Raw genomic sequence first — 23,452 nt, 5'->3', positions numbered from 1 at the left:
AGCGTGGTCTTGCCCGCGCCGTTCGGCCCGAGCACGCCGATGAATTCGCCGGTGTTCACGGTGAAGCTCGCGTCGTTGAGAATCGCGCGCCCGCCGAGTTCGAGCGTCACGCGATCGACTTCGAGCGCGGCCTGTGGCTCGTGCGTCATCGTTGCCATCCTTGCAGCGCGCCCGCGAGGGCGTCGAGTTGCGTCTGCATCCATTGCTGATAGGTCTTGCCGGCGGGCAGCGTCTCCGTCACGCTGATGCTCGGCACGTGCGCGTCCTTCGCGACATCGAGCAGCCGCCGCGTGAGCGCGCCCGTCGCCTGGCTGTTGTAGATCAGCACGTGCACGCGCCGCTCGCGCAGGTCTTTCTCGAACGCGGCGATGTCGGCGGGGCTCGGCTCGGTCTCGTTCATCTCGGCGGCCTGGAAGCGCTGGTTGCGCATCTCGAAGCCGATCGCATCGGCCATATAGCCGAATACCGGTTCGGTCGCCGTCACGGGCACGCCCTTGAAGTGCGACTTCATCACCGCGATGCGCGCGTCGACGGGCTTCAGCGAATCGAGGAAAGCGGCGAGGCGCGCGTCGTAACCGCTCTTGTGCGCGGGGTCCGCGCTCGACAAATACGCGCTCACCGCTTTCGCGACGGCGGGCATCGTCGGCGGGTCGTACCAGAGATGCGGATTGTCGCCGGGCTTCTTGCCGGTGAGCTGCGCCGCGACGATCACCGTGCGCTTGCCGTTGCCCTTCGATGCGCCGAGCAGCTTGTCCATCCACGGGTCGTAGTCCGCGCCGTTATAGACGACGAGCGCGGCATGCTGAAGCGCGCGCGCGGTCTTGGGGCTGGCTTCGAACAGATGCGGGTCCTGGTCCGGATTGCTGAGGATGCTCGTCACGTCCACGCGGTCGCCGCCCAACTGGCGGATGACATCGCCATAAAAATTCTCTGCCGCGACGATCGCTACGCGTGCGTTTTGCGCCGGCGTTTGCGCGGCGGCGGTGTGGCAGAGGCTGAACGCAACGGCGATGCAGGTCAGGACATGCGCGAGTTTCATCGTTTTCCTTGTGGGGATGCGGAATGTCATGCGCCGTGCTGCGCGCGGTGTTTGAACTGACAGTCGCTGCACAGGCCGCTCAGTTCGACGACCTGATGACGCACCTGAAAGCCATGCGCGGTCGGATTCGCGGACAGCGACGAGGCGAGTTCCCGGCCCTGGATTTCGAGCGTCGCGCCGCATTCGTCGCAGATGAGAAACTGGCTTTCGTGGGGCTTGCCGGCATCGCAGCACGCGACGAACGCGTTCTTCGACTCGATGCGATGCACGAGGCCGTTTTCGACGAGGAAGTCCAGCGCGCGATAGACGGTCGTCGGCGGCACGCGCGCGCCGCGTTTGGGCTCCATCGCGTCGATGAGGTCGTACGCACCGATCGGCTTGTGCGCCTTCAGCACGAGTTCGTAGACGTGGCGACGCAGCGGCGTCAGCGCGAGGCCGCGCTCATCGGCGAGCGCTTCGGCGCGGGCGAGCATGGTTTCGATGGACGCGGTCATGTCGTGGTCGCCGCGGCTTGCGGCGTTTCGATTGAATTGTCGCGATGATATAACGTATCAACGGGATGTGCACGCGTTTGACCGTCGGCACCGGGTGTTGCGGAGGCGCGTTTAGCGGCGAGACAGGCGGCCAGCCTGCGCGTCTCGCATGATTGCGTAGATGAGAGGGTCGTTCGTCACGCGGATTCGACCGATATGCGTGACTTTTCCGTGCGCTGTAGTGGCGCCCAGCACGAACTGGCAGTCGTCATGGCACGTCAGCGTTCCGGTGCTCAGACCGTCCTCGTAACGAACGGCGGGCCCACCCTTGCGGACGCCGAGAAACCAGACGAGAACTCGCGATTCCGCGTCGACGCTATTGACGGGAATCTTTGCGTACTCGAATGCATCGCCGCGTCGTGCGACATAGAAGTGGTCGGGCTCAGTCCTCGGTGCGTTCGGATTCGCACGCTCTGGAACGGCCGCTTGGCCCGTGGCAATCGATCCTTGACCGATGAGCAAGACCGCCGACGCGATACAGACCGCGAGATGGCCACGCCAACCATTCATGGCGTGCGCAGTCCTTTCGCCGGACGCGAAGCTCCAGCCAGGCTCCGGGCGTCGAGATCGATACGACACGCCTTGAAAAACTCCGCTTTCGTCCGCCATTTCGACTGACCGTTCGGCAAGCCGAACACGAGTTCATCGTCCCTCGGCGCGTCGTACGTATCAGGTGCAACCGAGAAACGCGTCTTTCGCGAAGCCAGCGCGACGAGCGTCTTCTTTCCAGACGGCGTGACCTTGAACACGCGTATCCATGCCGGATGGTCGCCGAGCGCGGACGGGTCGGTTGCTTGCTCGTCGTCGTTCGCCGTGCGCGGCGCCCATCCGACCACGATGACTTCCACCGCCTTGCCGCTTCCGTCGAGAAGCTCCTGACGTTGCACTTGTTTGCCGAGCAACTGGAATCGAGACACCGGCACGTGCGAGCCCGCCCGGAAATATTCTGCGATGACCCAGTCGCCTCCCGAGGACACGATCGGAACGTCGCGGCGGCGATCGTAGTGATAGATGGCCGACATATGGGACAACACGGATTGCGGCACGGCCGCGTCGGGAAACGAATAACGCGCCGGCTTGAAGTCTCCGGTCTCCGACTTGATGGAGTTCGCCGCACTCATGTCCAGAGGCAGTTGCCGAGGCTGCAATGCGATGGATACGAGTCGTCCGCCCGCGATTTTCGCAACATAGGGCGGATGGGACGACTCCACGGTTTTTATGGGAATCGTGTCCCGAGATGACGCAGAAGCGTTCGCTGTGAAAGCGGGGAGGAGTATCGCAATCGCGCACAGTAACGTCTTGAAGCGGGTGTTCATTCGTATCGGTTGGTTCGGTCCTGGGCGGCAGACTTTCGGAAAGTCAGCCGTGTGCTGTCAAATGGGCCGGCAGTGCTTCGGTCAACGCGAAAGGTCCGCACCGCCGGGCGTGCATCGCGTTCCCATCGCAAACTTGACGTCTTCGATACCGCGGTCGCCTGCCACGCAGAGCCAATTGCGTGCTTCGCGGAAACGAAGAACATTGCGGAGCGCCGCACGGCTCGTCAACGAGACCAATCCTAGAACGGCGCATTGGCCGATAAACCGTGAGGCGCGCAGCGGCAGCAACCCGCAAGTTGGCGCACTGCACCATCGATGCCTCGTTTTCCCACCTTGACATCGCCTCGTCCAGCACCGATCATTCGATCACACAACGAGCAATTGTTCGGTCGCAGAGCGTTCGCTCACCATCGCGCCGAACGAAGACCCGGAGACATCGGTGAGACTGAAAGACAAGATCGCGGTCATCACAGGCGCGGCGAGCGGAATCGGTGAGGCGGTCGCGCGGCGTTATCTCGACGAAGGCGCGAAGCTCGTCATCGTCGACGTCAAGGACGAGCAGGAACTCTCGCAACGCTTCGCCGACGCATCGGACCGCGTCCTCGCGCTCAGAGCGGACGTCACGCGCCGGGAAGACATCGAGCGCATCGTGGCGAGCGCCGTCGAGCGCTTCGGCGGCATCGACATTCTGTTCAACAACGCGGCGCTCTTCGACATGCGCCCGATCCTCGACGAATCCTGGGACGTGTACGACCGCCTGTTCGCGGTCAACGTGAAGGGCATGTTCTTCCTGATGCAGGCCGTCGCCGCACGCATGGTCGAGCAGGGACGGGGCGGCAAGATCATCAACATGTCGTCGCAGGCGGGGCGGCGCGGCGAGGCGCTCGTCGCCCACTATTGCGCCACGAAGGCGGCAGTTATCAGCTACACGCAATCAGCGGCGCTCGCGCTCGCGAAAGAACGCATCAACGTGAACGGCATCGCGCCGGGCGTCGTCGATACCCCGATGTGGGAGCAGGTCGATGCGCTCTTCGCACGCTACGAAAACCGGCCGCTCGGCGAAAAGAAACGCATCGTCGGCGAGGAAGTGCCGCTCGGGCGCATGGGCGTGCCCGCCGATCTGACCGGCGCCGCGCTGTTCCTTGCATCGGCCGATTCCGATTACATCACCGCCCAGACCCTGAACGTGGACGGCGGCAACTGGATGAGTTGATCCGCGCACGCGCCTTGCAGCATCGGGCGCACCGTCTATATTGAAACGGCGTCGCGGACGATGAAACCGCGCGAATGCACTCAACTCACACGTGCATCGCGCATCGACACAAGGCAGACAGACGGCCCTCGATGACCGTCCCTGCGCCCGTGCTAACGAAAAAGGAGACGAACCGAATGAACCGCACCCAACGCATCGTTCCAGCACAGCCGCGCGCGCGGCGGGCCACCACCGCATTCCTGACCCTGTCGGCGATGTCGGCCGCGCTCGCGACCGCGGCTTTCGTGCCGCTTAGCGCACAAGCCGCGACGACCATCACCATCGCGACGCTCAACAATCCGGACATGATCGAGCTGAAGAAGCTCTCGCCGGCATTCGAGAAAGCGAATCCCGACATTCAGCTCAAGTGGGTGATCCTCGAAGAGAACGTGCTGCGCCAGCGCGCAACGACCGACATCACCACCAACAGCGGCCAGTTCGACGTACTGACCATCGGCACGTATGAAGCGCCGCAGTGGGGCAAGCGCGGCTGGCTTTCGCCGATGACCGGCCTGCCCGCCAATTACGATCTCGACGATGTCGTGAAGACCGCCCGCGACGGCCTCTCGTACAACGGCCAGCTTTACGCGCTGCCGTTCTACGTCGAAAGCTCGATGACGTATTACCGCAAGGACCTTTTCCAGGCCGCTGGCCTGAAGATGCCGGACCAGCCGACCTACGACCAGATCAAGCAGTTCGCGGACAAGCTCACCGACAAGTCGAAGGGCCAGTACGGCATCTGTCTGCGCGGCAAGGCGGGCTGGGGCGAGAACATGGCTTTCGTCTCGACGGTGGTGAATACCTTCGGCGGCCGATGGTTCGACGAGCAATGGAAGGCGCAGCTCGATTCCCCCGAGTGGCACAAGGCCGTTTCCTTCTACGCCGACCTGCTGAAGAACGACGGCCCCCCGGGAGCCAGCTCGAACGGCTTCAACGAAAACCTTACGCTGATGTCGTCCGGCAAGTGCGCGATGTGGATCGATGCCACTGTCGCGGCCGGCATGCTCTACAACAAGTCGCAATCGCAAGTCGCGGACAAGATCGGTTTCGCCGCCGCGCCGACGCAGGTCACGCCGAAGGGTTCGCACTGGCTGTGGTCGTGGTCGCTCGCGGTGCCGAAGACGTCGAAGCAGCAGGATGCCGCGAAGAAGTTCGCCGCGTGGGCCACGTCGAAGGAATACATCGAGATGGTCGGCAAGGACGAAGGCTGGGCGTCGGTGCCGCCGGGCACGCGCAAGTCCACCTATGCGCGGCCCGAGTACAAGCAGGCCGCGCCGTTCGGCGACTTCGTGCTGAAGGCGATCGAGACCGCGGACCCGAACGATTCGTCGCTGAAGAAGGTGCCGTATAGCGGCATCCAGTTCGTCGGCATTCCCGAGTTCCAGTCGTTCGGCACTGTCGTCGGACAGTCGATTGCCGGCGTCGTCGCCGGGCAGACAAGCGTCGACAATGCGCTGAAGGCGGCCAACGCGGCAGCCGATCGCGCAGTCAAGCAAGCCGGGTATCAGAAGTAAATCCACGCAGTGTGCGGGCCGCACGATGCGGCGCGGCCCGCTGGCATCATCGAGAGGTGACACGATCATGCGTCAACTGAATCCCGCCATCACCGATCACTTCGAGGAGTCCGCCGCCGAGCGCGACAAGAAGCGCGCGAAGTCGGTCCGCTGGCTCATCACGCCATCGTCCGGATTGCTGTTCCTGTGGATGGCCATTCCGCTCGCGATGACGATCTGGTTTTCGTTCTCGCGCTACAACCTGCTCAATCCCGATGTCAAAGGATTCGCGGGCTTCGACAACTTCGAGTTCCTCGTCACCGATCCGGCGTTCGGGCCGTCCATCGGTCATACGCTGACGCTGATCATCTCAGTGCTGGCGATCACGGTTATCGGCGGCGTGCTGCTCGCCGTGCTGTTCGACCGCAAGTTCGTGGGGCAGGGCATCGCGCGGCTGCTCGTGATCGCGCCGTTCTTCGTGATGCCCACGGTCTCGGCGCTGATCTGGAAGAACATGATCCTGCATCCGGTGTATGGTCTCGTCGCCTCGCTGATGCGATCGCTCGGGCTTCAGCCGATCGACTGGTTCGCGGACTATCCGCTCTTCGCGGTGATCGTGATCGTCGCGTGGCAGTGGCTGCCGTTCGCGTTCCTTATTCTCTTCACCGCGATTCAATCGCTCGATCAGGAGCAGAAGGAAGCGGCGCGCATCGACGGAGCAGGCCCGTTCTCGATGTTCTTCTTCATCACGTTGCCGCATTTGAAGCGCGCGATCGCGGTCGTCGTGATGATGGAAACCATCTTCCTGCTCTCCATCTTCGCTGAAATTTATACGACCACCGGCGGCGGCCCCGGCACCGCAACGACGAACCTTTCGTACCTGATCTACGCGCTCGGCCTTCAGCAATTCGACGTGGGTCTCGCATCGGCGGGCGGCATTCTGGCGGTCATTCTGGCGAACATCGTTGCGTTCTTCCTCGTTCGCATGCTCGCGAAGAACCTCAAAGGGGAGTACGAGTCATGAGCACGCAATCCGTTACCACAGCGCCTTCCGTGCCCGTGCTGGACCGTGTGAAGCGCATCGTGCCCGGCGTCGTCGCGTGGATCGTCTCCATCCTGCTGTTCTTCCCGATCTTCTGGATGACGATCACCGCGTTCAAGACCGAGCAGCAGGCGTATGCGTCGTCGCTGATCTTCTCGCCGACGCTCGACAGCTTCCGCGAAGTGTTCGCGCGCAGCAATTACTTCGGCTTCGCGCTGAACTCGGTGATGATCTCGGTGGGCGTCACGGTCATCTGCCTGATTCTGGCGGTGCCGTGCGCGTACGCGATGGCGTTCTTTCCCACGAGAAAAACGCAGAAGCTGCTGCTGTGGATGCTCTCGACGAAGATGATGCCGTCGGTCGGCGTGCTGGTGCCGATCTATCTGCTGTGGAAGAACGCGGGCCTGCTCGATACGGTCAGCGGTCTCATCATCGTGTACACGCTGATCAATCTGCCGATCGCGGTGTGGATGGCGTTCACGTACTTCAACGAGGTGCCGAAGGACATCCTGGAAGCGGGGCGCATCGACGGCGCGACGACGTGGCAGGAGATCATCTATCTCCTCATGCCGATGGCGCTGCCGGGGCTTGCATCGACGGGGCTGCTGCTCATCATCCTGTCGTGGAACGAAGCATTCTGGAGCATCAACTTGTCGAGCTCGAACGCTGCGCCGCTGACGGTGTTCATCGCGTCGTATTCGAGTCCGGAAGGCTTGTTCTGGGCCAAGCTCTCGGCGGCTTCGCTGCTGGCGGTCGCGCCAATTCTGATCGTCGGCTGGCTGTCGCAGAAGCAGCTGGTGCGCGGTCTGACGTTCGGCGCGGTCAAGTGAGGGCGGGCTCGTGACATCAAGTTCATTCGAAGCGGCCAACCTCGAAGATCGCCTGATGATCTGCGATTGCGACGGCGTGTTGATCGACAGCGAAGCCGTGGCGGCGCGCATGCTCGTGACCGAGCTCGAGGCGTTATGGCCGGGCGTCGATGTCGAGCCGGTGGTGATGCCGCTGCTCGGCTTGCGCATCGAAGCGGTGCTTGCGAGCGCGGCCGATACGGTGAATCGCACGCTCACGCCGGAGCAGGTCGTCGCGATCCGGCGGTCCGTCGAAGCGGCAGCGGTGCAGGCGCCGCCCGTGGAAGGCATCGAAGCGGCGCTCGCTGCGGTGCCGCTCAACAAGGCCTGCGCGAGCAATAGCTTTTCTTCGTATGTCGATACCGTGCTGCAACGCACCGGCCTCGTGCGCTTCTTCGGCGAGCGGCGTTTCTGCGCGGACATGGTTGCGAATCCGAAGCCCGCGCCCGACGTGTATCTCGCGGCGGCTCGCGCGATGGGCGTCGATCCGCTGCGCTGTCTCGTCGTCGAGGACAGCGTGACGGGCGTGACGGCGGCGAAGGCGGCGGGCATGCCGGTGCTCGGCTTCATCGGCGGCGGACATGCGACCGAAGGGCAGATCGGCGCGCTCGAGCGCGCGGGCGCTGAAATCGTGTTCGACGATATGGCGCGCCTGCCCGCGCTGGTCGATCAATGGCTCAAGCACGCGACGTTCGAGGCGAAATAGCGCGCGTGACCCAAGAATGCATGGAGAGACAACATCATGGCTAGCCTGACCCTGCGCAATATCAACAAGCGATACGAAGACACCGAGGTGATGAAGAGCGTCAACCTCGATATCGATGACGGCGAGTTCGTCGTGTTCGTCGGGCCATCGGGCTGCGGCAAGTCCACGCTGATGCGCATGATCGCGGGTCTCGAAGACATCAGCGGCGGCGAACTGATGATCGACGGCACACGCGTGAACGACCTGCCGCCCGCGAAGCGCGGCATCGCGATGGTGTTTCAGTCGTACGCGCTTTATCCGCACATGACGCTCTACGACAACATGGCTTTCGGCCTCAAGCTCGCGGGCGAGAAGAAGCCGGCCATCGACGCGGCGGTGAAGCAGGCCGCGAAGATTCTGCACATCGATCATCTGCTGGACAGGAAGCCCAAGCAATTGTCGGGCGGCCAGCGCCAGCGCGTCGCAATCGGCCGCGCGATCACGCGCAAGCCGAAGGTCTTTCTGTTCGACGAGCCGCTCTCGAATCTCGACGCCGCGTTGCGCGTAAAGATGCGCCTCGAGTTCGCGCGTCTTCACGACGATCTCAAGACGACGATGATCTACGTGACGCACGATCAGGTGGAAGCGATGACGCTCGCGGACAAGATCGTCGTGCTGTCGGCGGGCAACGTCGAACAGGTCGGCACGCCGAACACGCTGTATCACGCGCCGGCGAACAAGTTCGTGGCGGGCTTCATCGGCTCTCCGAAGATGAACTTTTTGTCGGGCACCGTGGTGCAGGTGCGTGACGGCGGCGTGCTCGTGAAGTACGCGACCGGCGAAACGCAACTCGCCGGCGTGCTGCCCGGCAATGCAAAGGCGGGCGATGCGGTGACGGTCGGCATCCGGCCGGAGCATTTGCAGCCGGTGACGGCATCGAGCGAGTATGGCGTGTCCGCATCGACGATGACGGTCGAAACGCTCGGCGACGCCGCGTATCTCTACGCGGAAACGCAGGTCGCGCCCGATGGCCTCATCTCGCGCATTCCGCCGCTGGAAAAGCATGCGCGCGGCGAGAAGCTGAGGCTCGGCGCGGAGCCGGATCACTGCCATATGTTCGACGCGGAAGGGCAGGCGTTCCAGCGCAACGTGGTCGAGGCTTATCTGAAGGAGCATCCGGAAGTGAGGCCGATGCGCGCTTCGGCGTAAGCCGCTTTGTCTGGTCGATGGACGCGCGATAATGCCGGTTCGGATTCGCTCATCCATCGACCACCATGCCCGTCATCAACGAACTCTTCGTCTATCCGGTCAAGTCCTGCGCGGGCATCGCCCTGCAACGCGCGACGCTGCTCGAAACAGGCCTCGAATACGACCGCAACTGGATGGTCACCGACGCATCGGGCGGCATGATCACGCAGCGCACCCACCCGCGCATGGCGCTGATTCGGACCGCATTCGACGGCGATCATTTGACGCTCAGCGCGGCCGGCATGCCGACCTTGCGCACGCCGCTTGATGTCCGTGCGCTGAACGGCACGGACCGCATGCAGGCGACGGTATGGGGCGACACGGTCGATGCGCTCGACACGGGCCGTGAAACGTCGCAATGGCTCGGTGATTTTCTCGGCGTATCGGCCAAGCTCGCGCGCTTCGGGCCGGACGCTCGCCGCGCGGTCGATGAGAAATGGACCGCGCCTATCGACACGCAAACGCGCTTCGCCGATGGTTTCCCGCTGCTCGTGCTCGGTCAGGCATCGCTCGACGATCTCAACGCGCGTCTCGTGCAGAAGGGCGCGCCGGCGATATCGGCGGACCGGTTCCGGCCGAACGTGGTCGTCGGCGGGCTGGATGCGTTCGAGGAAGACTATGTCGGCGACATGCGGATTCGCGCGTCGAGCGGCGATGTGCGGCTGCGGCTCGTCAAGCTCTGCACGCGCTGCCCTGTACCGACGATCGATCAGCTTACCGGCGCGCCGAATCCCGCGTGGCCGCACGAGCCGCTCGACACGATGAGCACGTATCGCGCGAGCGAGCAGCATGGCGGCAAACTGACGTTCGGGAAGAACGCGATTGTCGTCGATGGCGAGGGCATCGCGCTCGAAGCGGGGCAAGCAGTCGAAGCCGAGATCGCGTTCTGAGCTTCAGAGTCGAGGAGTCAAGCGTCCAGCGCGGCGCGGGCGCACAGTTCGTCGGTGACGAGCCCGGAGAGCCACTGACCTTTGAGCGCGGCGATCAGCGCGTTGCGTTTGCGCTCGCCGCCTGCGAAGCCGATGGTCGGACGCTTCGGCGGCGAATCGAGCTTGAGGCTCGTGACGCGTGCGCCTGTCGTCGACGTGACGCGCTTGCCTTCTGCGTCGATGGGCAGCCCGAGCCATTCGGCGACCGCGCCGCCTTGCATCATCTCTTCGACTTCGCCGCGCGTGATGAAGCCGTCTTCGTGCAGCGGACAGTTGATGCCGATGTTGCCGATGCCGACGAAGGCCACATCGGCCTGTTGCGCGAGTTCGTCGACGATGCGGTATAGCCGGTGATTGACCCATTGCGCGCGTTCGGCTTCGCTGTCGGCCATGAGCGGCGCGGGCAGCATGAAGTGCTTGCCGCCGGTTTTTTCGGAGAGTTGCTGGGCGACGTCGTAGCGATTGAACGATCCGTCTTGCGCGATGGCGCCGACCATCGACACGAAGCGATGCTGTGGCCGGTCGATCTGTCCGATTTGCGCGACGACTGCCTTGAGCGTGCGTCCGCTGCCGATGGAGACGACGATGGGTTTTTCGTCGGTGAGATAGCGCTCCATGACTTGCGCTCCGGCGACGGCGAGCTTGCGGTCGACTTGTTCGGTGTTGTCGCCGTCGATGGGCACGACTTCGCACAGCGCGAGGCCGTAGCGGTCGCAGAGCTGTTGCGCGAGCGACAGGCAATCGGCGATGCGGTGATCGACGCGCACGCGGATGAGGTTTTTTTCTACGGCGAAGGCCACGAGGCGTTGCGCGACCGGGCGCGAGATTTGTAACTTCTCGGCGATCTCGTTCTGCGTGTTGCCGGCGACGTAGTACAGCCACGCTGCGCGGGTTGCCAGGTCGAGCTTTTCGTTGGATTTTGGCACTTTGGGGTTCGTCGTTCTCTTCTTTTGGTGTTGAGCTTTAATTTGTGTTGGTCTGGGGGGTGTCCGTTTGCGGGGCGGGGTTTCTTCTTCGGTTATTCGTGTCGGTCTGGTGGGGTGCCCCTTTGCGGGCGGAGGTTTTTCTTCGGTTATTCGTGTCGGTCTATTAGCGCGCCCCTCCCCGGGGCGGGGGTCACTTTCTTGGCTGTCGACCAGAGTTGGCGCTTTAGCGCCTTACTCTGGTCCCATGCAAAGAAAGTAACCAAAGAAAGCAGCTTTTTTGGCCCGAAGCACTGACCTGTGTGCTCACTTCGTAGAACATCGGTGGCACTCAGCTTGAAAGAGCCTTGAATCACCTTCCACGCCCGCTGACAACTAACGTCCTCCGAGCCCCTTGGCTCGACAAAACCTCACTCGCACACAGCCAACCGCAAACTCCCACCTCTCCAAACACTACAGCAAAGACAGCACGCACCGCAAACGCAGCAAAACTAGCAAACACAGCAAGCGCGACATAAGCGGCGCAAGACAGCAAAGACAGCGAGCACAGCAAGCACAGCAAGCACAGCAAGCACAGCAAGCACAGCAAGCACAGCAAGCACAGCAAAGACAGAAGCTTCTTTCTCGATTGACGTTCAATGTAACTGCCTAACGTCTCGCAGGGGAACTGGCGTAGGGTCGTCGCCGCTTGGCGGCTAGCGTTCGCGCTTGATGGCGCATTGCGTTTAGATCTGCGTTGGTGTTAACGAGCCAAGGGGCTCGGAGGACGTTAGTAGTCAGCGGGCGCGGAAGGTGATTCAAGGCTCTATCAAGCTGAGTGCCACCGCTGTTCTACGGAGTGGCCACGCAAGTTAGTGGATTGGGCGGTTCGAAAAAAAGCTGCTTTCTTTGGTTACTTTCTTTGCAGCGGCAAAGAAAGTGACCCCCGCCCCGGGGAGGGGCGAGCTAATAGACCGACACGAAACCAAGCTTCACGAAAGCGAAGACTGACCACCCCCCGTGCCACGAGCAAAGAAAGAAATCAAATTAACCGAGGCCGAGAAACATCAAACAAAGGCCGCACATGCTGATAAAGCTCACGAAACCCTTTAAGCCGCTGCCGCAAGACGAGATGCCGTTCGCCGTCCGGCGAGAACTCCTGCTTGACGGAAGGCTTCGCAAGCACGACCGCAGGATCGCCCCCGGCTGCAAGCCACCCCAACCGTGCGGCCCCGAGCGCAGCCCCGGTTTCCCCGCCGCCGTGCGTCCGCGTAGGCGTATTGAACGCATCGGCGAACATCTGCCCCCAGTACGCGCTGCGGGCGCCGCCGCCCAACATCGACAATGCCCGCGTCTGCGTTCCGGCGGACTGCAAAGCATCCAGCCCATCGGTCAATGCGAGCGTCACGCCTTCGAGCACCGAATAGCCGAGCAAAGCACGATCCGTCGCATGCGTCATGCCGAAAAACACGCCCTGCGCATAAGGATCGTTATGCGGCGTGCGCTCACCGCTCAGGTAAGGCAAGAACAACGGCGCAGTGGTCAAAACCTCCGCCGGCAAAGCCTCCACCTCAGCAAGCAAAGTCGGCTCATCCGTGGACGTCAGCTTGCATACCCAGCGCAGACAGCTCGCCGCCGATAACACCACGCTCATCTGATGCCACCGGTCCGGAATCGCATGGCAAAACGCATGCACCGCCGACGTCGGATTCGGCCGGAACCGGTCGCCCACCACGCACAGCACGCCCGATGTGCCCAGCGACAGGAAACCATCGCCCGGTTCAGTCGCACCGATGCCCACCGCGCTCGCCGCATTGTCTCCGCCGCCCGCTGCCACGATCACGTCATCACGCAAGCCAAGCTCCGCCGCCAGCTCCGGCAGCAAGGTGCCCGAAGGCTCGCTGCCCTCGGCCAGCGATGGCATCTGCTGGCGCGACATTCCGCACGCGGCAAGCAGTTCGTCGGACCAGTCGCGGCGCGCCACGTCGAGCCACAACGTTCCCGCCGCATCCGATGGATCGGACACCTTCGTGCCCGTCAAATGCATGCGCAAATAATCCTTCGGCAGCAACACGCACGCGGTCTGCGCAAAGATGTCCGGCTCGTTGTGCCTCACCCAGAGCAGCTTCGGCGCAGTAAAGCCCGGCATCGCCAGATTGCCGGCGATCTCGTGCAGATGCGGCGCACGCTCGTACAACTCGGCGCACTCCTTGTCGCTGCGCATGTCGTTCCAGAGAATCGCGGGACGCAGCACGCGATCAGTGGAATCGAGCAGCACCGCGCCGTGCATCTGACCGGACAGCCCGATGCCGCGAACCTGCGCAAACTCCGCCGGATACTTCTCGCGCAGCCTGAAGAGCGCGGCGCGCGTGCCGTCCCACCAGTCGAGCGGATTCTGTTCCGACCAGCGCGGCTTGGGGCGCGATACCGTGAACGGCGTGCCCGCCGTGCCGACGACGCTGCCGTCGCCCGCAAGCAGCAGCACTTTCACTTCGGAGGTGCCGAGGTCGATGCCTAAGTACATGAACGATGCCTTGGTCGAGGCCGGGACTCATCCGGCAGAAACAGGGAATTTAACGCCGTGCGTGACGCCGCGCCATGAGCACAATACCGGAGCGGCGCTTAGCCAGCACGCCTACGGACGATTCGCGAGCCACGCATCCACCCGTGCGATCGCCTTGCGCATCACGCGCTCGAGATTCTCGGTCTGCGCCATGCTGCCCCAAAGGAGCTTGTCGGCGACGAACGCCTTGACCGGATCGCTCGCCGTGAAGTAGCCATGCGCGACGGCTGGGTCCATCACGCCGTCCTGATACGCATACGGCAGCCTGTTCTCGTGCCACCGTTCGAGGAAGCGGAAGAAGAGCGCGGGGAGAACCGCCGTCGCGTCCGGATCGACATTGCGCGCGAAGCATTCCGACAGCGTCGGCGCGATAAAGCCCGGCAGCTTCGAGAACCCGTCCGCCGCGACGCGCTGGTTCGTGTCCTTGATGTACGGATTGCTGAAGCGGTCGAGCACCACGTCGCGATACTTCGCGAGGTCGATCGGGCTCGGCGTGAGGCAGGGAATCACGTCCTCGGTGACATAGGCTTCCGCGAGCGCGCGAATTTCCATGTCCTGGGTGCCTTCGTGAATATATTGCAGGCCGACGAGCGTCCCCGCCCACGCAATGCAGCTATGGCTCGCGTTGAGAATGCGGATCTTCGCCTCTTCATACGGCAGCACCGATTCGACCATCTCCGCGCCGACCTTCTCCCACGCGGGACGGCCCGCGCAGAACTCGTCCTCGATCACCCACTGGATGAACTTCTCGCCCATCACCGGCGCGCGATCGTCGAAGCCGGTCGCGGCTTTCACGCGCTCGGCGACATCGGGCGTCGGGCGCGGCGTGATGCGATCGACCATCGAGTTCGGACACGACGTATTCGCGATCATCCAGTCGCGCAGCGCGGTTTCGCCGCGCAATTGCAGAAACTCGAGCATGCCCGCCTTAAAGCGATCGCCGTTGCTGCGCAGGTTGTCGCAGTTCTGCAGCGAGACCTTGCCCGCGCCGTTTTTCATACGCGCATCGAGGATGGCGGCCAGCGCGCCATAGATCGTCGTTTTTGCGCCCTTTAGATCGGCGGCGAGGTCGGCGTTGGCCGTGTCGAGCCTGTCGTGCTCGTCGAGGTAATAGCCGCCCTCGGTCACGGTGAACGACACGATCCTGCAGTCCGGCGCGGCGCCCGTCGCGATCAGTTGCGCGAGATCGGCGGACCACGGCACGACCTTTTTGATCGATTTCACCCGTTCGTATTCGCGCTCGCCCTGCGGCGTCACGGTCTCGAGCGTGTACTCGCCGTTTTGCGCGGCGAGCGCATCGAGCACGGCGTTCATGTCGCCGCGAATGTTGCCGACGGCAAGCGACCAGCTCGCATCGCCGGATTCGATCAGCCGGTGCAGATACCACGCCTGATGCGCGCGATGAAACGATCCCGCCCCGATGTGCAGGATCACGTTCGCACTCGCCTTTGCAACGCTGGCTTCGCTACTCATGTCTTCTCTTCCCTTTGGCTATGCGCCCGTTCTGCGTGGACGGCTGACTGAACATTTGCTCGATAGGTGGTCGAATGATCTTATCCGCTATCCCGAAAGTCAAGGCGCGGCGCGGCTGCATCGTCGTTGCGATGCGGCGCGATTCGCCCATGCCGCACGGCGTCACGCCTTAGGGCTGGCGTCTGGCCTTCGACGCTGCACCGCACCAGAACGCGCGTCGTCGCTGATCGGGAATTACCCGGATAGTCAACGCGGCCTCGATTGACGGAAGGTGCATGCGGCTTCGGTTCGAAACGACAGGCGCACCATAACGATAGAAAGATAGGAGACGCGAATGGACTATGTGATCGGCATCGACATCGGGACGCAGAGCACGAAGGCGCTGCTCGTCGATACGCAAGGCGCGATCGTCGCGCAGCATTCGAGCGCCTACCATCCCGACACGCCGAAGCCGCTCTGGGCCGAGCAATGGCCGCAAGTCTGGTTCGACGCCGTGACCGCATGCATCGCGGCGTGCGTCGCGAAGGCGAAGGAGCAGGGCGTCGACGCGCGGCAGATCAAATCGCTATGCGTGAGCAGTCTTTATGGCGGTTCGGGCGTTCCGGTCGATGAACACATCGAGCCGCTCCATCCGTGCCTCATCTGGATGGACCGGCGCGCGACGGCCGAAGTCGACTGGGTGCGCGAGCACGTCGATGTCACGCGGCTCGCGGCGATCACGGGCAATGGCGTCGACAGTTACTACGGTTTCACGAAGATGCTGTGGCTGCGCAATCATCGGCCGGATGTCTGGAGCAGGACGCGCTGGCTGCTGCCGCCGAACGCGTTCGTGATCCAGCGGCTGACCGGCGAACTGGCGGTGGACCATAGCTCGGCCGGCAACATCGGCGGCGTGTACGACGTGAACGGCCGCGCGTGGTCGCACGAAGCGCTCGATATGCTCGGCATTCCCGCGTCGATGATGCCCGAGCGGCTCGTCGAATCGTCGGACGTGGTGGGCGGACTCCTGCCGCAATGGGCCGACCAGCTGGGGCTCGCCGCCGGCACGCCGGTCGTCGCGGGCGGCGTCGATGCGGCCGTCGCCACCTTCGCCGCCGGCGTCACGCAGGCGGGGCATCACGTCGCGATGATCGGCACGAGCATGTGCTGGGGCTACATCAACCAGAGCGTCGATGCACGGCACGGCCTCGTGTCGATGCCGCACGTCTACAACGGCAAGCGCGATCTCTACGTGTTCGGCGGCGCGAGCACGGCGGGCGCGTGCGTCGCGTGGTATCGCGATCAGTTCTGCCAGGCCGAGATCGAAGCCGCGAAGCAGTCGCCGCACGGCGACGCGCATCGGCTGCTGGAAGAGGCGGCGTCGAAGGTCGCGGCGGGATCGGATGGCGTCGTGTTTCTGCCGTATCTGATGGGCGAGCGCAGCCCGGTCTGGGACGCCCGTGCGAGCGGCACCTTCGTCGGCCTCAATCTCTTTCACACGCGGGCGACGCTGTATCGCGCGGTGCTCGAAGGCGTCGCATTCGCGCTGAAGCACAACATGGAGGCGGGGCGGCGCGGGGCGCAATCGCTGGATGACCGGCTGATCGTCGTCGGCGGCGCGGCGCATTCGGACTTGTGGATGCAGATCATCGCGGATGTGACCGGATATCCGGTCGTGTCGATCGAACAGGAAGTCGAAGCCGCGATGGGGGCGGCCCTGCTCGCGGCGCTCGGTGCGGGACTCATCTCACGCGAAACCGCCGAAGGCGGATGGGTCACGCTCGTCGAGCGCGCGACGCCCGACGCCGGGCGGCAGCGCGTGTATCAGGAGCGGTTCGGCGTGTACGTCGATCTCTATCCGGCGCTCAAGGACGCGATGCACCGGCTGCGCGCCGAATAGCGCAACGGCTAGCGGGCAGCGCCCGCATGCGCGTCGAACACCGGCCCCTGCACGAAGTGCACGTCGAATTGCTGAAGCGCGTTGAACTGCGCTTCGTCGGAGACATTCGAGAAGATCAGCGGGATCTTCAGCCGATGCGCGTAAGCCACGAGATGCTTCACGACGGAATCGCGCAGCGCGGCGCCGGCATCCATCTTGATGAAGTCGAGCCGCGCCATCTCCGACACCGCCATGATCTGCCCCGCGTTGGGCAGATTACCCGCCACCTTGAAGCCGTAATGCTGATAGCTCTTGGTCAGATAGCCGAGAAAGGTCTTGTGCGCGACCGCCGCCGCCGGCAGTTCGATCACCACGCGCGCCGGGTTGATCCCGAACTCCAGCAGCACCGACGAAAAGTGCAGCCCGTGATCGTACTTCACGCTTTTTAGCAGGCGCTCGTGAACGCGCAGAAAGAGCAAGCCCGTGCGCTGCCGCCCGAAAAAGTTGAACGCATGCAGCGTCCGCGACAGGCGGTCGAGCGCGACCAGCTCGCGGTCATCGTCGAAGCGGGCGAACGGATCGCGCGGGACGTCGCCTTCGATCAGCGTCAGTGCCTGCAAGCCGAGTTCATCGCCGAACCGCTCCGCGCTTTCGTGCGATGCGGACAGTGTCTGCGGAAAGCTGTGCGTGCCGACATCGAAGATCGGCTCGTAGGCGCTCGCCACCGTCATTTCACCGTAATGCGCGATCGCCTCCCGCGCATGTTCGCCTTCGCCGAGAACGATATGCGCGCCGAGGAACCGATGTTCCGCAGCCCGGGCGACGAGTTCTGGCAACGAAGGGGCGATCATGAGGGCGTCGTGGAGGCGTTTGAAGTTCTCGTATCGATGCTACCAGCGCGCAACCGATCGCCTTGCACCAAATCGACATATTGATATGCAAGGCGCGCGGCGTCGAATCAGGGTATACGAGCTATTTCACTAATCGTAATCGGTTTACTATTGGTGAACGTCGAACCCTTGAGGACTTCCGCGATGTCCGCTTTCGAAACTCACACCGACGCGAGCCGGCAGTATCAATCCGGCTTCGCCAACGATTTCGCCACCGAAGCGTTACCCGGCGCATTGCCGCTCGGCCGCAACTCGCCGCAGCGCGCCGCCTACGGCCTGTATGCCGAGCAGCTATCCGGCACCGCGTTCACCGCGCCGCGCGCGCACAACCGGCGCTCGTGGCTGTATCGCATCCGGCCGGGGGCGGTACACAAGCCGTTCACGCGCATCACGGGCGACCGGCTGCGCGCGAAGCTCGTCGCGAATTTCGCCGATGTGCCGCCCACGCCGCCGAACCAGTTGCGATGGGACCCGCTGCCGATGCCCGCCGAGCCGACCGATTTCATCGACGGCTGGGTGACGATGGCCGGCAACGGCGCGGCGGAATCCATGTCGGGTTGCGCGATTCATCTGTATGCCGCGAACCGGTCGATGCAGGACCGCTTCTTCTACGATTCCGACGGTGAATTGCTGATCGTGCCGCAGCAAGGGCGCCTGTCGATTGCGACGGAACTCGGCAAGCTCGATGTCGCGCCGTTCGAAATCGCGGTGATTCCGCGCGGCGTGCGCTTTTCGGTGGCGCTGCCCGACGGCGAGGCGCGCGGTTATGTCTGCGAAAACTTCGGCGCGCTGCTGCAATTGCCCGATCTCGGGCCGATCGGCTCGAACGGCCTGGCGAATCCGCGCGATTTCCTCACGCCTCATGCGGCGTATGAAGACCGCGAGGGCGATTTCGAACTCGTGACGAAGCTGAACGGCGCGTTGTGGCGCGCGGACATCGGCCATTCGCCGCTCGATGTCGTCGCGTGGCACGGCAACTATGCGCCGTACAAGTACGATCTCCGGCACTTCAACACGATCGGTTCGATCAGCTTCGACCATCCCGATCCGTCGATTTTCCTCGTGCTGCAGTCTCCGAGCGATACGCCCGGCGTCGATTCCATCGACTTCGTGATCTTCCCGCCGCGCTGGCTCGCCGCTGAAGATACGTTCCGGCCGCCATGGTTCCATCGCAATGTCGCGAGCGAGTTCATGGGCCTCGTGCACGGCGTATATGACGCGAAGGCCGAAGGCTTCCTGCCCGGCGGCGCGAGCCTGCACAACTGCATGTCGGGCCACGGGCCGGATGCGGAAACGTTCGAGAAGGCATCGAAGAGCGATACGTCGAAGCCCGCGAAGGTCGGCGACACGCTCGCGTTCATGTTCGAAACGCGCACGCTCATCAAGCCGACGCAGTTCGCGCTGGAAACCGCGCAATTGCAGGCGAATTACTACGAATGCTGGCAAGGCCTCACGAAACACTTCAATCCGGAGCAACGATGAACGACGCGCTGAAGGCGACACTCGCACCCACGCTCAAGAGCTGGATCGAGTCCGCGAACGATCCGGCGAGCGACTTTCCGATTCAGAACCTGCCGTTCGGCATTTTCAGCGATGCCGTCGACGAGCGGCCGCGCGCGGGCGCGGCGATCGGCGAATGGATCGTCGATCTGGCCGCGCTGGAAGGCGAACGTCTGATCGACGCGCAGGGCGCTTTCGCCGCGCCGCGTCTGAATCCGTTCATCGCGCTCGGACGCGATACGTGGCGCGCGGTGCGGATCGCACTGAGCGGGCTGCTCGCACGGGACACGCCGACGCTGCGGGACGATGCCGCGTTGCGCCGCCGGGTGCTCGTGCCGCGCAAGGACGCGACGATGCACTTGCCGGTCGATATTCCGGGCTATACGGATTTTTATTCGTCGAAAGAGCATGCGACGAACGTCGGCTCGATGTTTCGCGATCCGAAGAATGCGCTTTTGCCCAACTGGTCGGAATTGCCGGTGGGGTACAACGGGCGCGCGTCGTCGGTCGTGGTCAGCGGCACGCCGGTGCGTCGTCCGAACGGTCAGATCAAGTTGCCGGACGAGGAACGGCCGATCTTCGGCGCGTGCCGCAAGCTGGATATCGAACTGGAGACGGGCTTTATCGTCGGGCGCGGCAATGCGCTGGGCGAGCCGATCGCGTGTGAGGAGGCGGAGGCGCATATCTTCGGCATGGTGCTGCTGAACGACTGGAGCGCGCGGGATATCCAGCAATGGGAATATGTGCCGCTCGGACCGTTCAATTCGAAAGGCTTCGCGACGACGATTTCACCGTGGATCGTCACGCTCGATGCGCTCGAACCTTTCCGCACCGCGACGCCCGAGCAGCAGCCGGAGCCGCTGCCGTATCTGCGGCATGCAGGCAATCATGCATTCGATATCGAGCTGGAAGTGGCGTTGCGGGCGGAAGGCGCGTCGAGGGCGACCATCATCTCTCGGACCAATTTCAAGCTGATGTACTGGTCGATGGCGCAGCAGCTTGCGCATCATACGGTGTCCGGATGCAACACCCGCGTCGGCGATTTGATGGGCTCGGGGACGATCAGCGGACCGACGGCGGACTCGTGCGGGAGCTTGCTCGAGAGCACGTGGAACGGGCAGCGGCCCCTTAAGCTCGAAGACGGCGGGGAACGCGCTTTCCTGCTCGACGGCGATGAAATCACGCTGCGCGGCTGGTGTCAGGGCGAAGGGTATCGCGTGGGATTTGGCGAGTGCGTCGGGAGCATTCTGCCGGCGCGGTGAATCGGGAAGGAGCGGCTGCTTGCCGGCCGCTCGTTCGAGCATCGTCAGGCAGCGGCCGCACCCTCCATCAGGCAGCCTGCCCCACTGCCCCGCGCCGCGCCCGCTTATCCAGCGTAGCCGACAGCAAAGTCAGCCCAAGGGCCCCGCAAGCCATCGCGACCCCGACCCAGGGCAACGACGTCAGCGGCGCGCCTGCGCTGATCGCGCATCCGCCAAGCCAGGCACCCGTCGCGTTGCCGAGATTGAACGCGCCCTGATTGAGCGTCGAAGCGAGATTGGGCGCATCGCTCGCGCGATTCACGATGAGAATCTGCAGCGGCGGCACGATCGCGAACGCGAGCACGCCCCACAGGAAGATCGTGATCATCGCGGAGACGGATTCATGCATCGTCCCGGCGAAGATGACGAGAATGACGACGATCGACGCCAGGAACGACAGCAGCGACCGCAACAGCTTCCAGTCCGCGAGCTTGCCGCCGAGCGTGCTTCCCACCGTCAGGCCAAGACCGAACAGCAGCAACACATACGTGACCGCGTGCGGCGAAAAGCCCGTGACGTCTTCGAGGATCGGCGTGATATACGTGAACACCGAAAACAGACTCGCCGATGCCAGCACGCTGATGCCCAGCACCATCAGCACTTGCGGGTTCTTGAGCACGTCGAATTCACGGAGGATGCTCGTTTCTCGCATCTCGATGTGTTTCGGCAGGCAAACGGCGAGCGCGCCCGCCGCCGCCACGCCGATCAGCGTGACGACCCAGAACGTCGCGCGCCATCCGGCCGCCTGTCCGAGCGCCGTGCCGAGCGGCACGCCTAGCACGTTTGCGAGCGTGAGCCCGGTGAACATCAGCGCAATGGCCTGCGCGCGGCGGTTCGGCGCGACGAGATCGGCGGCGACCACCGAGCCGATGCCGAAGAACGCACCGTGACAGAACGCCGTGACGATGCGCGCGCCCATCAGCACCCAGTAGTTCGGCGCCAGCGCGCACAACAGATTGCCGACGATGAACACGCCGATCAGCCCCATCAGCGCCTTCTTGCGCGGCATCTTCGCGGTGACGATGGCGAGAATCGGCGCACCGATGGTCACGCCGAGCGCATAGCCCGACACGAGCATGCCAGCGGCGGGAATCGACACGGCGAGATCGCGAGCAACGTTGGGCAACAGGCCCATGATGACGAATTCGGTCGTGCCGATGCCGAACGCAGCAATAGCAAGAGCTAGGAGAGGCAAGGGCATGGCGGAGGCGGGCAGAAGTGGCGCGGTCGGCGCGAAGAAGGGTGGAATTCTACCGAAAGGTCAATTTTGATGCTGGTAGAAACCCTGACACGCACGCGTCCAGACAATGCCGGATGATGAGCGGACTTTTACCGCATCGACACGCGCCGGGCACGAAAGTGTTCGTGGCAGGCGCACGATGCGGCGAACGTTTCGCAACGAGCTTCCGTGCGCGCGAATCATTGCGCATCGCGAAGTGTTGGAATTACACAGCAACCAGCAGACAACCTATGTCATCGATTACCAGCCGTCTGCGCGCCGCCATCGCGTGCGCGGTGCTTCTCGCCACTCATGCGTACGCGCAAAGCGACGCTTCCGGCCCCATCGCGACGAAGGCGGGCACGGTGTACTTCCTGCGCGATGAATCCGGCTTCGCCGCGATGCTCGGCACGCAGGCGTTCGATCGCTTCGACGCCCGCCGCATCGCCCATTTCGATGAAACCGACGCCAGCGGCGCACTCACGCGCTCGCTGATGCAGACCGATGTCGGCCCGGTCCTCTATGACTTCCGCCGCAATCCGCCGCTCGTGCAACGCTCGGGCAAGCGCATGACGGTGCAGCGCGTGTTCTGGCAAGGCGATGAAGTGGTGATGCAGACATCGCTCGGCTGGTACAAGCTCGAACGCGGCGCGCTGTCGAAGCTGCAGGCATCGACGAAGGTCTATCACTGATCAGACGCGCACGCCGAACACGCGCTCGCCCGCCACCACGTACACGGTTTCGCGCTCGCGGCGCACGCTGTCGTTGACTTCGAAGCCGCCGGTGAATGCGCCGAACGCGGGCAGCACGCCCGCGCGCGCGCCGAAGCGAAAGCACGCCAGCCGAACGCTTTCGATGCGCGTCGACAGCCGATACACCGGATGCTCATGGCCGGCGAGCGAGTAAGCATCGGGGACGGTCTGCGGATGATGGCAAAGCGCCCACGGCCCCAGCCGATACGGCTCCTTCACCAGCTCGACGCCGAAGCGCGACGGCAACTCGCCCGCGTGACGATCGTGATTGCCTTCGACGAGCACGAGCCGTAACGCGCGATGCTTCGCGCGCCAGGCATCGAGCGCGGCGAGGGTTTCATCGGCGTGGGATTCGCGGGCATGCAGCAAGTCGCCGAGAAAGACGATCGACTCCGGCCGGTGCGTCGCGATCAGCGCATCGAGCCGCGCGAGATTCTCGGCGGTCGCGCCCGCCGGCACCGGAATGCCGCGCGCGCGGAACACGGCGTCCTTGCCGAAGTGCGCATCGGCGATAAAGAGCGCCTTCTCCAGCGGATCGAATGCGGCGCGCTCCGCCGAGAGCAGCAGCGCGCGGCCATTTACGTCGATTGTCAGTGCTTCTATTGCCAT

23 protein-coding genes are annotated in these 23,452 nt (G+C 63.6%); 12 read left to right on the top strand and 11 right to left on the bottom strand.

The window, feature by feature from the left end:
• The 5 genes from BG57_RS33895 to BG57_RS22430 all read right to left on the bottom strand — a co-directional run.
• Positions 1 to 158, bottom strand: a 158-nt coding sequence (locus BG57_RS33895; RefSeq protein WP_152562669.1) for an ATP-binding cassette domain-containing protein, incomplete at its 3' end; no start/stop codon positions are given.
• Positions 146 to 1,069, bottom strand: coding sequence for a metal ABC transporter solute-binding protein (locus tag BG57_RS22445; protein ID WP_371875834.1), 924 nt, complete (start codon positions 1,067 to 1,069; stop codon positions 146 to 148). The genes BG57_RS22445 and BG57_RS33895, both read right to left, overlap by 13 nt.
• A complete protein-coding gene (locus BG57_RS22440; RefSeq protein ID WP_035968211.1) occupies positions 1,066 to 1,533 on the bottom strand; it encodes a Fur family transcriptional regulator in 468 nt (155 codons plus the stop codon). Before BG57_RS22440 ends, BG57_RS22445 begins: the two co-directional genes overlap by 4 nt.
• 111 nt (positions 1,534 to 1,644) lie before the next feature.
• Entirely contained in the window at positions 1,645 to 2,082 is a 438-nt protein-coding gene (locus BG57_RS22435; protein ID WP_035968207.1) for a hypothetical protein, read from the bottom strand.
• Positions 2,079 to 2,693, bottom strand: coding sequence for a hypothetical protein (locus tag BG57_RS22430; RefSeq protein ID WP_035968204.1), 615 nt, complete (start codon positions 2,691 to 2,693; stop codon positions 2,079 to 2,081). Before BG57_RS22430 ends, BG57_RS22435 begins: the two co-directional genes overlap by 4 nt.
• A gap of 634 nt (positions 2,694 to 3,327) precedes the next feature.
• On the opposite strand from BG57_RS22430, the gene BG57_RS22425 reads away from it, so the two are divergent.
• The 7 genes from BG57_RS22425 (at position 3,328) to BG57_RS22395 (ending at position 10,346) form a co-directional block, all read left to right on the top strand.
• Positions 3,328 to 4,101: an L-iditol 2-dehydrogenase gene (locus tag BG57_RS22425; RefSeq protein ID WP_035968201.1), complete on the top strand. Its 774-nt coding sequence runs from the start codon at positions 3,328 to 3,330 to the stop codon at positions 4,099 to 4,101.
• Between the two features lie 254 nt (positions 4,102 to 4,355).
• Entirely contained in the window at positions 4,356 to 5,654 is a 1,299-nt protein-coding gene (locus BG57_RS22420) for an ABC transporter substrate-binding protein (RefSeq protein WP_052005943.1), read from the top strand.
• 67 nt (positions 5,655 to 5,721) lie between these two features.
• A complete protein-coding gene (locus BG57_RS22415) occupies positions 5,722 to 6,657 on the top strand; it encodes a carbohydrate ABC transporter permease (protein ID WP_035968198.1) in 936 nt (311 codons plus the stop codon).
• Positions 6,654 to 7,505: a carbohydrate ABC transporter permease gene (locus BG57_RS22410; RefSeq protein WP_035968196.1), complete on the top strand. Its 852-nt coding sequence runs from the start codon at positions 6,654 to 6,656 to the stop codon at positions 7,503 to 7,505. Before BG57_RS22415 ends, BG57_RS22410 begins: the two co-directional genes overlap by 4 nt.
• A 55-nt stretch (positions 7,506 to 7,560) precedes the next feature.
• On the top strand, positions 7,561 to 8,229 hold the full coding sequence (locus BG57_RS22405; RefSeq protein ID WP_035968195.1) for an HAD family hydrolase: 669 nt from the start codon (positions 7,561 to 7,563) through the stop codon (positions 8,227 to 8,229).
• Between the two features lie 36 nt (positions 8,230 to 8,265).
• Positions 8,266 to 9,417: an ABC transporter ATP-binding protein gene (locus BG57_RS22400; RefSeq protein WP_035968193.1), complete on the top strand. Its 1,152-nt coding sequence runs from the start codon at positions 8,266 to 8,268 to the stop codon at positions 9,415 to 9,417.
• Positions 9,418 to 9,482: 65 nt separating this feature from the next.
• On the top strand, positions 9,483 to 10,346 hold the full coding sequence (locus BG57_RS22395; protein WP_035968192.1) for an MOSC domain-containing protein: 864 nt from the start codon (positions 9,483 to 9,485) through the stop codon (positions 10,344 to 10,346).
• 17 nt (positions 10,347 to 10,363) lie between these two features.
• Here BG57_RS22395 and BG57_RS22390 read toward each other — a convergent pair whose 3' ends face one another.
• From BG57_RS22390 to dalD, 3 genes are all read right to left on the bottom strand, one after another.
• Entirely contained in the window at positions 10,364 to 11,311 is a 948-nt protein-coding gene (locus BG57_RS22390; protein ID WP_035968190.1) for a sugar-binding transcriptional regulator, read from the bottom strand.
• A gap of 1,018 nt (positions 11,312 to 12,329) precedes the next feature.
• The gene (gene xylB / locus BG57_RS22385) at positions 12,330 to 13,811 is read right to left on the bottom strand and encodes a xylulokinase (RefSeq protein WP_035968188.1); all 1,482 of its coding nucleotides are present in this window, start codon (positions 13,809 to 13,811) and stop codon (positions 12,330 to 12,332) included.
• Positions 13,812 to 13,922: 111 nt separating this feature from the next.
• Positions 13,923 to 15,323: a D-arabinitol 4-dehydrogenase gene (gene dalD / locus BG57_RS22380; RefSeq protein ID WP_035968187.1), complete on the bottom strand. Its 1,401-nt coding sequence runs from the start codon at positions 15,321 to 15,323 to the stop codon at positions 13,923 to 13,925.
• On the opposite strand from dalD, the gene BG57_RS32685 reads away from it, so the two are divergent.
• Both BG57_RS32685 and BG57_RS22375 read left to right on the top strand, forming a co-directional pair.
• Positions 15,322 to 15,588, top strand: coding sequence for a hypothetical protein (locus BG57_RS32685; protein ID WP_152562668.1), 267 nt, complete (start codon positions 15,322 to 15,324; stop codon positions 15,586 to 15,588). The two genes, dalD and BG57_RS32685, sit on opposite strands and share 2 nt — an antisense overlap.
• A 69-nt stretch (positions 15,589 to 15,657) precedes the next feature.
• Positions 15,658 to 17,202, top strand: a complete 1,545-nt coding sequence (locus tag BG57_RS22375; protein WP_035968186.1) for an FGGY-family carbohydrate kinase — start codon at positions 15,658 to 15,660, stop codon at positions 17,200 to 17,202.
• An 8-nt stretch (positions 17,203 to 17,210) separates the two neighbouring features.
• Here the strand turns inward: BG57_RS22375 and BG57_RS22370 are convergent, their stop codons facing one another.
• Entirely contained in the window at positions 17,211 to 18,032 is an 822-nt protein-coding gene (locus BG57_RS22370; protein ID WP_035968184.1) for an EAL domain-containing protein, read from the bottom strand.
• A gap of 183 nt (positions 18,033 to 18,215) precedes the next feature.
• On the opposite strand from BG57_RS22370, the gene hmgA reads away from it, so the two are divergent.
• Complete coding sequence (hmgA, locus tag BG57_RS22365; protein ID WP_035968180.1) at positions 18,216 to 19,553, top strand: homogentisate 1,2-dioxygenase; 1,338 nt, start codon at positions 18,216 to 18,218, stop codon at positions 19,551 to 19,553.
• Positions 19,550 to 20,833: a fumarylacetoacetase gene (gene fahA / locus BG57_RS22360; protein ID WP_035968178.1), complete on the top strand. Its 1,284-nt coding sequence runs from the start codon at positions 19,550 to 19,552 to the stop codon at positions 20,831 to 20,833. Before hmgA ends, fahA begins: the two co-directional genes overlap by 4 nt.
• A gap of 67 nt (positions 20,834 to 20,900) precedes the next feature.
• Here fahA and BG57_RS22355 read toward each other — a convergent pair whose 3' ends face one another.
• Positions 20,901 to 22,073 carry an MFS transporter gene (locus BG57_RS22355; RefSeq protein ID WP_035968175.1) on the bottom strand — a complete coding sequence of 391 codons (1,173 nt, stop codon included), beginning with the start codon at positions 22,071 to 22,073 and terminating at the stop codon, positions 20,901 to 20,903.
• A gap of 269 nt (positions 22,074 to 22,342) precedes the next feature.
• Here BG57_RS22355 and BG57_RS22350 point away from each other — a divergent pair, with 269 nt between their 5' ends.
• Positions 22,343 to 22,783: a hypothetical protein gene (locus BG57_RS22350; protein ID WP_052005941.1), complete on the top strand. Its 441-nt coding sequence runs from the start codon at positions 22,343 to 22,345 to the stop codon at positions 22,781 to 22,783.
• Here BG57_RS22350 and pdeM read toward each other — a convergent pair whose 3' ends face one another.
• On the bottom strand, positions 22,784 to 23,452 hold the full coding sequence (gene pdeM / locus BG57_RS22345; RefSeq protein WP_035968173.1) for a ligase-associated DNA damage response endonuclease PdeM: 669 nt from the start codon (positions 23,450 to 23,452) through the stop codon (positions 22,784 to 22,786).

Origin of the sequence: Caballeronia grimmiae, assembly GCF_000698555.1 — a bacterium.
Lineage (GTDB): Bacteria > Pseudomonadota > Gammaproteobacteria > Burkholderiales > Burkholderiaceae > Caballeronia > Caballeronia grimmiae.
Note: the sequence above shows the minus strand (reverse complement) of the source record. Positions and strands in the feature narration are given on the sequence as shown.